The sequence below is a fragment of the Bradyrhizobium sp. th-b2 genome (genome assembly GCF_000426785.1).
GTDB classification, from domain to species: domain Bacteria; phylum Pseudomonadota; class Alphaproteobacteria; order Rhizobiales; family Xanthobacteraceae; genus Bradyrhizobium; species Bradyrhizobium septentrionale.
This window is the reverse complement of sequence record NZ_AUGA01000121.1, coordinates 1-10046: the sequence shown is the minus strand read 5'-3', so window position 1 is coordinate 10046 and position 10046 is coordinate 1. Positions and strand designations below refer to the sequence as shown.

Below are 10046 nucleotides of genomic sequence, written 5' to 3'. Positions count from 1 at the left end.
GCCTCGTTTTGCTGCAGCCAGCGCAGCGTATTCGCGGCGGCCTCGAGGCCGTCGCGTTGATAGACCGCCGCGGCCGAGCTCAGCTTTGCTCGCGCGCCGCTGCGTCGATCTTTGAGCTCGGTCTCGACCGCAGTGATCTGCCTGGTCATCGAAATTGCGCAGCTCGGAAGCGCACCCGGCGTCGCCGCCGCGATGTGCGCCTCGTTCTGCTGCAGCCAGCGCAGCGTTTTCGCGCCGGCCTCGAGGCCGTCGCATTGGCGTTGCGACGCAGACCGATCGAGCCTCGAGCGCGCGCCGGCGCTGCGATCTTTGATCTCGGTCTCGACTGCAGCGATCTGCCGGAACAATGCGACTTTGTCGGTCACGCGCGCGCCTCGAGCTCGAGCGGCGCCGGCGACGCGACCAGCTGCGCCAGGAATTCGCGACCGGCCTCGCTGACCGAGACGCTTTTTGTCCCGCAATGCGCGAAACCGGCGCCGACCAGATGCCGGACCATGTCGCCGTCGATCGTCTCGCCGGCGGCGATCGCCAGCAGCGCGGCCTGCATCTCGATCTCGTCATCGGTCAGCGGCAATCGCGTTTGCAGCTTGCCGTCGATGATCTCCGCCGGCGCGCGATCGCGGCGCGCGAGATCCATCTCAGTTTGCGCGACGCCGAGCGCCGGCGCCGGTTTCGGCGTCCGGCGCAGGAATGCCGGGATATCGAGCCCATCATCGGAAATGTCGCGTCCAGGTCGGTTCGCCGGCGGCTCGGCTGTATCGGCGCGGCCGGTAACGGCGACGCTCGAAACGACTTCCCCAATCGGCAATGAGGCAACGTCGACCGAAAGGGCTGGACGATCGCCGGCGTGAGCTCCAGCGTCCGCTAACTGTGAGGCCGCAGCGCTATGGCTACCCGTTGCGGCCTCGTCCGATGACCGACCATCGGCAGTCCGATCGCGCGGCGGTTTTATACCCGCCGGCCCCCCGTCAGGCGCCGAGCTCTCGCCCGCGATCGCTTGGGAATTGATTTCTGTCGCCGTCGCCTGGTTGCCCCACGCATCCCAGCCGGCCGGCAATGGATTCTCTGCGTCGACGCGGGCGAACAGCTCGAGCACCGGCACGCCGCCGCCCATCGCCTCGATCATGCGCCGGTAATGCTCCGGCTTGCGCGAGTGGCCGAGCGGCCGCGATCGCTCGCGATGGTTGGAGCCGAACTTTTCGCCGCTCGCCGGTTTCGGCAGGCCTTTGCCGCGTTTGAACAGCAGCAGGATCTCGTCCTGGTCGCGCACCAGGACGGCGCCGCCGGCCTCGTCCGGATGCTCCTCGTCGTTTTTGGTCCAGACGAACGCGGTCGAATAGGCCTCAAAGCCCCACGACAGCGCGACGGCCGAGGCGAGCGGCATCTGGACGCGGACCATGATGACCTCGCCGGTCCGGAGATCCGTCGCCTCGATCTCGGCCTCATGCCAGGCGAGCATATGGGCGCGCGGAATCCAGAGAAACAGCCAGGCATCCGGCAGGACCATGTCCCTGACCGGCAGCGCGCAGATCTCCGCCCAGGGCATGGTCGGATAATGGTTTTCATAGGAGCGGCTGGTCACGCCCTGGTTTCGATGCCAGGGCGGATCGGCGTAGATGATCGGATACTTGCGGCCGGTCGGCTGCAGCGCCGAGGCGTCAGACAGCGCCTGCGCCAGACCGCGGCGATGCTCCCTGCCCTTTTCCTCGGCGCCGACCTTGGCCAGGTCCATCGCGACGCGGCCGGCGCCGGCGCGCATTTCCTCCTGGTGACGGTCGAGCGCGGCCTCGAATTCGGCCGGCGGCATCGCGGCCAGGCGCTGCGCCTTCGATGACAGTTTGCGGTCGATCCCGGCCTCGGCAAGCGTCGGCCGGTCATCTTCTGGCTGTTCCGAAACCGAACCGCCAGAAACGTTCCGGCCGCGCAGCTGACCGCGCGATCCGGTATTGAGCCCGACCGTTTCCTTTTGCGCGACGATCATCTCGCCGAGGCGCCGCTCGGCGCGGAAACGCAGCTGCGCCGCCTGGATCTCGAGGTCGCGATCCTTCGCCTGGCGCGCGTAGTGGCGCATTGCCTCGGCCTGGCTGCGGATCTCCTGGACCTCGTCGACCGCGACGGCCTCGGCCAGCGCCTTGCGCGCGGCCTCATAGCGAACGAGCTCGGTCAAAACGGGATCTCCTCGAGTTGAGGCTGCGGCGGCAGGCCGGCGACGAGCTCGCGGACGATGTCCTCGAGCGACGGCGCCGAGCCGCGCCTGCGGCGGTTGGCTGCGTTTTCCTGCTTGGTCGCCCAGCGCAGATTGGCGCGGCGGTTGTCGAGCGTCTGGCCGTTGATATGGTCGACGAAATGCGCGCGCAGGTATGCCTCGCTTTGCGGCTCGGCGAGGATCATGATCTCGCGATGCATCCGGATGGTCGTGCGCGAGACGTCAACGTTACGCTTGGCGTAGCGCATCCAATCGCCGCGGCCGGCGTGCCAGACGTTCCAGATGTTTTCCGACAGCCAGGCGTAGTCGACGGCGTCGACCAGCGTCCAGATCGGCTCGCGCGCCGATAGCCATATCCGCCGCCATGGCGTGCCCGTCAGGTCGACCAGGTCCGCCGATGCCTCGAGCTTCTCGCGCGTCTTGGCGAAGCAGCCGTGCATCAGAGCATTCCCAGCGCCTGCATGTAGGTCTCGAGGATCATCTCCTCGGCCTCGCGCTCGATCGGATCTAGCCTGCGCAGCTTGACGATCGCGCGCAGCGCCTTGACGTCGATACCGTTGCCCTTGGCCTCGGCATAGACGTCACTGATGTCGTCGGAGATCGACTGTTTTTCCTCGATCAGGCGCTCGACGCGCTCAATGATCGATTTCAGCTGGTCTTTGGCGATCGTCGTCGCGCGGGTTTCTGCGGCCGGTTTCTTGGTCATCGGCGCACCCAGCGGAAACCGGCGCCGGCGTCGCGGCGGCGATCGAGGAAAGGCTGCATCGCGGCGCCGGCCGCGGCGAACATGGCGACGAGCAGGACGCAGCCCATCGTGACGAGAAAGCGCAGATCGTGGACGTCGACGCCGGCGAGAGTGTTTTGCTCCATGGATTGCCCCACTAATCCGCCATGCCGCGCTGCATGGATTCGATCTGCCTGCCGAGCTCGGCCTGCGCCTTGACCAGTTTCGAGAGCTCGAGCTGCTTTTTGAATCCGACCCACCAGGCCGGTCGCGCCTCGCCCATGATCGCGTCGAGGATCTTGTCGCCGACGTCGGACTGCAGCAGCTTGGCTTGGAAGGCACTGCCGAGATCCCGATCGCCGGCGAGGCAGCGCTCGCAATGGCGGATCTCGGCGCCGGTTCGGATCGCGAGCTCGGCCGCGGTCTGATGCGGGAAAAGCCTGCGGAAAACCTGCATCGCCGGCGCGATCGTCCGGCCAGCTGGCCGTTTCTTCCCGGCCAGCTGGCCGGTCCGCTCTTTTGCGTTCCCGGCCGGAACTTGTGTAGCCTCTCGCCCCATGTTGCCCCTGTGCGAAAAACCGTTAGTGACGCTTGCGACGCGGCGCCGGCCGGATGCCCCAGAGCTCCGGCGGCGCCGTCAGGCCGCGCTCGGCGAGCTCGGCCCCGAAAATCAGAAATGTAGTGGAAGGCAGGCAGCCGCGGGCGATCGCGTTGGAGATCGCCGGCGGCTTGCAACCTGCGAGCGCAGCAGCCTTGAAGGTGCCGCCGACCGCGTCGACGACTTCCCTTGCACTGCTCAATTTTTGGAACCGCGAATCATTCATGCCGCCGGGAACATACTTCACATATTGTGAAGTTCAAAACGGCTCACATTCGGTAAATGGTAAATGTTGGCAGCATCAGCGACATTGCCGCTCGTTATGGCGGCCACAGCAGCAGATCAAAATCCCGAGAGTACCGAGGCAGTTGCGCATCGCCTCAAACGGACGCGCGAAGCCATGAAGTTAAACCAGGCGGCGTTTTGCCGCCTGGTTGGGATCGATGGGCCGCAGTGGAATAACTATGAGGTCGGCGGACGGCGCATCACGATCGATGCCGCCCTCAAGGTTTGCAAGGCGACCGGCGTCGGCCTCAATTGGATCTATCGCGGCATGGCAAACGACGTCCCAGTCAACCTGGCGACGGCGATCCAGGCGCTGGAGCGAGCCGCACGCAAGCGCTCATAGCCGCCGCGCGCAGCGCCGCCGAGTGCCCGGCAATGGTCGGCACGACGATCGCCGCAACGGCATAGCAACCACCGAAGACGAACTCGAGCGCTGTCGGAATGGACAATTCGAGCGCCGGCGGCACGATCAGCAGATTGTGCGCGACGCCGGCCAGGACGCCGACCAGGACGCCATAGCGCCGGCCGAACACCATCGAACAGCCAGCCGCCAGCGGCGCCATCAGTGGGATCTCAACGGCCTGGATACCCACCAGCGAAACCAGCGCCATAGCGACCGGCATCACCAGCAGAAACAGCGCGACGGTCCAGAACAGCGCTAGCCCGGCGCGGTACGGCGGATCGAGCGCCATGACTTGCCGCTCCCATAGCGGCCGAGGCCCCGGCGCCGTCATGTATCCCTCGAGCAGGATCGCGAGCTCGTCGACGACCTGCCGCGCGTCCTCGGCAGAATCAGAAGGCAGCTGGATCGCGAGCTGCAAAGCAAGGTGACGGTTTGCCTCCGATGACCGCGGACGGCTCGACATAAGTGTTTTCATTGTTGTTTTTCCACTGGCATTCACGCTCTGTGAATTCGAACGTTGCTGATATTCACATTTTGTGATTATCAATAGCTCCCGGCAGTTGCGCCGGGAACGCGAATGTTTCTAGTGGGACAATCAACCGGATGCCTATTCCGCAAACTTACGGGTGTGGATTGAGCGACAAGGTCGCTCCCGCCCCCTATGCAACCAGAAGATTCGAGCGACACGGCTCCGCAACCTGCTGCAATTCCGCCCCGCGCACGCACCGCGCGAAGCGGTGCCATTTCGGGACAGCTCGCGACGCCGCGGGCTGCTCCCGCTCGGCCATCATTTCACCCGCCGGCCACGCGGTGGCTGGCGGCTCGGCATCCGCACGCTGCGCGAAGATACCGCCGCGGGCCTGGTCGCTCGCGGCCTCGCCGCCGAGCGTCGACGATCGCCTGCAACGCATGCCGAAGAAGGCCGCGCCATGACTTGGACCACTCGCCAATGACCGCCCTACCACAAGCGCTCGACGCACATTTTTCCGCCTTCGCATTGATCGACGTCCCCCAGTTGGCGCGCCTTATGCCGATGGACCGGACAACGATCGCGCGGCATATTGCCGACGAAAAACTGACCTGCCGCATCAAAGGGAAAGGCCGTGTAAAACCTCGGCGCGTCTTTACCCGTTCGGACGTCGAGGCTTTTCTGCAGGCGCTTGAGGAGACAACGCCGTCATGTCCGTCTATCGCCCCGCCAAGAGCCGATTCTGGCACTTCGATTTCCAAATCAAAGGTTATCGTTTTTCCGGGTCAACTGAGTGCGAGAGCGAGAGTGACGCACGTGCGGCGGAGGCGGAAGAAAGGGACCGCGCCCGCGAGCTCGTCGCCGGCTGGATCGCCGCGCGACGAGGACCGCTGACGCTCGAGCGCGCCTGCGAACGCTGGTGGGACGAGCACGGCCAGAACCTGGCCGACCTCAAGATTAAATCCGCCCTCGATCGCATCGTCGAGATCGTCGGCGGCAAGACGCTGCTGCAGGACATTATCGATGACACGGTCGCAAACCTTGTCGCCGAGCGTCGGAAGGATCGGCGGCGCGACCGCACAGTCGTCGAGAAAGGCAACGCGAGAATCCTTTATCGGCAGATCACCCCATCGACCGTCAATCGCACGCTGGATCTGCTTCGCCGTGTGATGCGCCGCGCGAAAGAGAACTGGAACGCGATTCTGCCGAACGAGCCGACCTGGAAAAAGCACCGCCTCAAACAGAAAAAGCGCCCGGTCCGCGAGCTGCTGCCGAGCGAGGAGCGCCGCCTCGACCAGACCGAGAATTTTGACTTTGCCGAGCTGCGCCGCTTCGCGATCATCACGGGCCTTCGCCGGCAAAATCTCCTGCTGAAATGGTCGCAGGTCAATTTCGAGCTCGGCACGATCAGCGTCGTGACGAAAGGCGACGAGCCGCGGATCATTCCGCTCTCACGCGAGGCCTACGCGATCCTTTGGCGCCGGCGCGGTCACCATAAGGAATTCGTTTTCACCTACAAAGCGCAGCGCACCTGGAAAAACCGCACCCGCAAAGGCCGCAACCTCGGCGACTTGGTCAAGGGCCAGCGTTACCCGATCACGTCGACCGGATTCGCCTCAAACAAAAAGCGCAAATGGGATATGGCCGGCGTCGACGCGCGCATTCACGACCTCCGCCACACGACCGGCATGCGAATGCTACGCGCGACGGGCAATCTGCGCATTGTGCAGGAATTGCTCGGCCATTCCACCATTGCAATCACCTCCGAATTCTACACCGGCGCGACCGTCGAGGACGTCCGCGCAGCGATGGAACGCACGGCCGAGGCGCAGCAACGCCAGCTCGAGCAGCTCAAGCAACAGCCGAAACGGATCGAGAAGGAAAGAGGCGACTGAGTCGCGCAGCATCTAGCAGCATTGGATTTGTGCGGCATACGCTCGCTGCGAGAGTGATCCTTCGTCATGGAGTTTAAGCCAGAATGGTGAGCTAGCTGCCCACCACTAAGTCCTTGATGTAGGACCTCAAAGGTACACGAGACAGCGGGTCATCACCCACTTCTTGAAGTGTTAGTCCGGTCTTTTTCGTAAGCGCCTTCACGACTTGTTCGAGCGCCCCAATTCTCCCCTCGGCCTTACCTAAGGCATCAGCGACTTTCGTGAATTTTTCGCGATATTTTTTGTCGAGCTTGGTGTCCGTAGCAATTTCATTCAACGCGTCGCGCGCATCCGCCAAATTATCAAACATGGTCGTCCCCTCTGAAAAATACTGATTCGGATTAGAGGGTATGCTATCGGTAGTTGCAGGGGGCCCGCAAGGTGGCGTGAAACGGGCTGCCGTCAAGTATCAGAGAGGAATAGACTATGACCAATAGATTGGTTGAATCATTCCAGGCCAAGGGAACCAGTGGTACCATTTACACGGTACAGATTTTCGAGAAGGTGATTGAACATAAGCCAATTTCTGGGCCGCCTAGTACACTTGGTGGATCAAAAGAGGCCATCCTTTCTGACGGTCGTCACGTAAACTGGGTGGACAGCGGTAACGACACGTTCCAGATCCTCGATAACGATGAGGTCATCAAGCGCGTTTGAGCTAATGCTATTTCCAACCGAACTTATCGCAAATTGAAGCGATGATTTTGTCGATCGCGAGCGCTATGTTCTCGTCAGCATACTTTCTCGCAAGTGCGCCGAGCGCGACAATCTCAATTAGAAAGACGCAGATCACCGCCACGAATCCCAAGTGTGCGAACGTGGCCAAATCGATGAGCGTCATGCACGCGCAGATCCAATAGAACCGCTCCTCCCTCCGCTCGTCTGCCTCCCTTTGCAAGGCAGCTTCGAGCGCCGCGGCGCTTGTCTCAACAACATTCGGTGAAGACGGAGACTGTTTTACAATTACAGAGAAGTCATGCGCTTCCAATTCGCGCACGGTACTCAGCGATGATGTCGGCGTCGGGGATTGGGATGCCTCGTGCTCCTGGGACATAGTGACGGGCCCAAGCTCCATTCTGCCAATGCGTCATAGCGACCAACTCGCCAGGCGTTTTTTGAATGAGGAAGTTGCACGCCTCATCCAACGTGTCGGCTTCCTGCGTACCGACGATTGGTGGCGCCCAGAAGAAAACATCTTGAATTGGCTTATTGCCGAAATTCCGAACTTGCCGGTACAGCGTCGGCTCGACAGGGCCATAGTCCCATGCCTGAAACTCGGCATTGACCAATCGCTGCCCCGTGCGCCCAAGGTGCACCATTTGAGCCATATAGAGGATTTTCTGAAGGGCGAGGTTCGTGACGCCCCAGTTTCCACGCGCGCAAATGTGCCGCGCTGCGGAGGACGAAGCGATCGACATTTGCGTTTCCTTCTGGGCAGCGGCTGCCACAAGTTTCAACAGGTTATATAGGATTCGTTTAGCATTTGTCACCAGCGGGTTCCAGATCATGGACCTCTTCCTCCGCCCACCGTCATAGCCGGCGACAAGCTCGAGAACGACTTCGCCGTGATCCATGAAGGCCGGACGGTCGGTCGGATCAGGCTGGCGGCCGAGCGCAGTCCGGTCTTTTGGACCTACGCGTGCACCGCCCCCTACCCGTCCCTCCGGACAGCAGCGGAGGCGCGGCCGACCTGGAAGATGCCAACAGCCGCTTCCGGGACGCCTGCGAGCGGTATTTCTGTGGAATCGCAATTCACGAACCCAAGGGGCGACCATGAAACTGATCACCGAGACCACCGTCCGCGCCGCGGCGCTCAATCCCCGAAATAAACCCCGAACCGGTCCGGGACCGACCGCTAAGGCCTTGCCGAGTAGCGGATATTTCTTTCGCGACCAAATTGTTTCTACTCCGCGGGTTGCAGGTTCGAATCCTGCCGGGATCGCCAGCCATTTCAATGCGATCCGCTCATGGCATCGACCCTGCAATTTGGGCTGTGCTGGAAATTTCAGCGTCCTAGGTCCGTAAGAACTCCGCCGGGCGTGTACTCGTAGTACTCTCATCGGCGGTCGAGACACCAATCGGCCCACGTCTCATCACGATTTTCCTCCGGACATGAACACAGTTCCACCTCGGTGCTGCGCTTAAAATCGCGGGGACAGCTCAGGAGGGGCGAGCGTATAAAGGATAGATGATGTGATGCGCAGGCTGCATGCTCATCCTTGGGAAGCTTAGGCTGCAATACCCACCTGCGTCCCGTTGAATGTTAGCTCGCCGAAGGGCGGATCCGCTCTCAAGGCGGGTGCCATTGCATTTGATACGGAGCACCAAATGGATTCCACGCTGAACGACAAGGTCGCGGAAGGGCGGCTCACGAGCTTGGAGCAGCAGCTCTTGAACCTCGCGCGCGAAGCGGGAGTCAGTCCTTCTGGCCCACCGATCGGCGTGAAGCCGCTTCGCGCGCCGCTGGCAGCGATTCATCGATTGGCGGATTGGCGACTCCTGGCTTTTGTCGGTTCTGTGTTGGCAGCGTCCATCGGTGGCGCCGTTTGGTGGTGGGTGTCCTCCGCCGATACGGCGATGATGCCCCCCTCAAAATCCACACCTCCGACACAAGCCGCGCCGAAAGACGTTGCGCCGACTGCCGTCGCACCTTCTTCCGACTTGGCGCAGCAGCTCCAACCGATGGCGCGCGATCTTGCTGCCCTAAGGCAGGTGGTTGAACAGCTTCAGGTGAGGCAAGAACAATTGGTCCGCGACAATGAAAACGTAGCGAGCCAACTCAAGGCGAGCCAGGCGGAAACGGCACGCAACAACAATATCATCGACCAGATAAAGGCGAACCAGCTTCAGATGGCGCGCGAAAGCGAAACAGTCACCGAGCGGCTCAACGCGAGCCAGGAACAACTGGCCCGTGTGATCGCCAACGCTTCCGAGCCAAAGGTGGTGGTGCCTGAAGAACCAAGGGTGATGCCTGAAGAGCCAGGGGTGATGCCCGAAGGGGCAAAGGTGAGCCCCGAACAGCCAAGGGCAATCCCCGAAGTACCGATGCCGCGTCCGCGGCGATCGACCAATGTTGCCCAGACGCACAAGCCGGCGCCACCTCCGGCGCGGCCGCGAACCAACAAACCGCAACCATCGGCATTTCCATGGTCAGTGCGCTAGCCCGTCCTATTCGTGAGAGTGCGGCTTTTGGGCCCGATTGATGCGGCCGTACATCTGCTCTGACGAGGCGCACAGGATTGCCTTCGGCTTTTCACCGCCTGACGACCGGTACTTTGCAACGCGCTTGAGGTGTAGGTTGGGCGAACGGGGGCGGACGCCCCGCCGGTCAAGGACCGAGCGGCAGCAGCGCGCCTGGCAAGCCGCGGATCAGGTCGGCTTCGGGACATGCCGCGGCAAACGCAAGGCGAATGCGGCTCGTGGTCTC

Annotated in this window: 14 protein-coding genes and 1 pseudogene; 4 read left to right on the top strand and 11 right to left on the bottom strand. The window is 62.4% G+C overall.

The features are described 5' to 3' along the window. The 7 genes and pseudogenes from K359_RS55795 to K359_RS55785 all read right to left on the bottom strand — a co-directional run. Window positions 1-365: pseudogene (locus K359_RS55795) on the bottom strand (hypothetical protein); the annotation flags it as partial. Then, entirely contained in the window at window positions 362-2167 is a 1806-nt protein-coding gene (locus tag K359_RS58010) for a hypothetical protein (RefSeq protein WP_029084886.1), read from the bottom strand. The gene K359_RS58010 and the pseudogene K359_RS55795, both read right to left, overlap by 4 nt. Then, on the bottom strand, window positions 2164-2646 hold the full coding sequence (locus tag K359_RS0144795; protein ID WP_029084885.1) for an HNH endonuclease: 483 nt from the start codon (window positions 2644-2646) through the stop codon (window positions 2164-2166). Before K359_RS0144795 ends, K359_RS58010 begins: the two co-directional genes overlap by 4 nt. Then, the gene (locus K359_RS0144790) at window positions 2646-2912 is read right to left on the bottom strand and encodes a DUF2312 domain-containing protein (RefSeq protein WP_029084884.1); all 267 of its coding nucleotides are present in this window, start codon (window positions 2910-2912) and stop codon (window positions 2646-2648) included. The genes K359_RS0144795 and K359_RS0144790 overlap by 1 nt, the downstream gene beginning before the upstream one ends. Continuing rightward, window positions 2909-3076 (bottom strand): hypothetical protein, encoded by a 168-nt coding sequence (locus K359_RS62505; RefSeq protein ID WP_156929060.1) that lies wholly within the window; start codon window positions 3074-3076, stop codon window positions 2909-2911. The genes K359_RS0144790 and K359_RS62505 overlap by 4 nt, the downstream gene beginning before the upstream one ends. Before the next feature lie 11 nt (window positions 3077-3087). Continuing rightward, a complete protein-coding gene (locus K359_RS0144780; protein ID WP_029083913.1) occupies window positions 3088-3387 on the bottom strand; it encodes a hypothetical protein in 300 nt (99 codons plus the stop codon). Window positions 3388-3511: 124 nt separating this feature from the next. Next, window positions 3512-3730, bottom strand: a complete 219-nt coding sequence (locus tag K359_RS55785) for a hypothetical protein (protein ID WP_156929059.1) — start codon at window positions 3728-3730, stop codon at window positions 3512-3514. 120 nt (window positions 3731-3850) lie between these two features. On the opposite strand from K359_RS55785, the gene K359_RS0144770 reads away from it, so the two are divergent. Beyond that, the gene (locus tag K359_RS0144770; protein WP_029084883.1) at window positions 3851-4156 is read left to right on the top strand and encodes a helix-turn-helix transcriptional regulator; all 306 of its coding nucleotides are present in this window, start codon (window positions 3851-3853) and stop codon (window positions 4154-4156) included. Here the strand turns inward: K359_RS0144770 and K359_RS0144765 are convergent. After that, a complete protein-coding gene (locus K359_RS0144765) occupies window positions 4101-4691 on the bottom strand; it encodes a hypothetical protein (RefSeq protein ID WP_156929058.1) in 591 nt (196 codons plus the stop codon). The genes K359_RS0144770 and K359_RS0144765 overlap by 56 nt on opposite strands. A 704-nt stretch (window positions 4692-5395) precedes the next feature. Between K359_RS0144765 and K359_RS55780 the strand changes: the two genes are divergently transcribed. Then, entirely contained in the window at window positions 5396-6580 is a 1185-nt protein-coding gene (locus tag K359_RS55780) for a site-specific integrase (protein WP_084518796.1), read from the top strand. Window positions 6581-6671: 91 nt separating this feature from the next. Here K359_RS55780 and K359_RS0144750 read toward each other — a convergent pair whose 3' ends face one another. Then, complete coding sequence (locus K359_RS0144750) at window positions 6672-6929, bottom strand: hypothetical protein (protein WP_029084880.1); 258 nt, start codon at window positions 6927-6929, stop codon at window positions 6672-6674. Between the two features lie 116 nt (window positions 6930-7045). Between K359_RS0144750 and K359_RS0144745 the strand changes: the two genes are divergently transcribed. Further along, window positions 7046-7276 (top strand): hypothetical protein, encoded by a 231-nt coding sequence (locus tag K359_RS0144745; protein ID WP_029084879.1) that lies wholly within the window; start codon window positions 7046-7048, stop codon window positions 7274-7276. A gap of 7 nt (window positions 7277-7283) precedes the next feature. On the opposite strand, the gene K359_RS55775 is transcribed toward K359_RS0144745, so the two are convergent. Both K359_RS55775 and K359_RS58005 read right to left on the bottom strand, forming a co-directional pair. Further along, window positions 7284-7460 (bottom strand): hypothetical protein, encoded by a 177-nt coding sequence (locus K359_RS55775; protein ID WP_245284920.1) that lies wholly within the window; start codon window positions 7458-7460, stop codon window positions 7284-7286. 133 nt (window positions 7461-7593) lie between these two features. Next, window positions 7594-8127 (bottom strand): Panacea domain-containing protein, encoded by a 534-nt coding sequence (locus K359_RS58005; protein ID WP_198031281.1) that lies wholly within the window; start codon window positions 8125-8127, stop codon window positions 7594-7596. Between the two features lie 820 nt (window positions 8128-8947). Here K359_RS58005 and K359_RS0144730 point away from each other — a divergent pair. Further along, complete coding sequence (locus K359_RS0144730; RefSeq protein WP_029084878.1) at window positions 8948-9781, top strand: hypothetical protein; 834 nt, start codon at window positions 8948-8950, stop codon at window positions 9779-9781. Window positions 9782-10046: the final 265 nt, after the last annotated feature.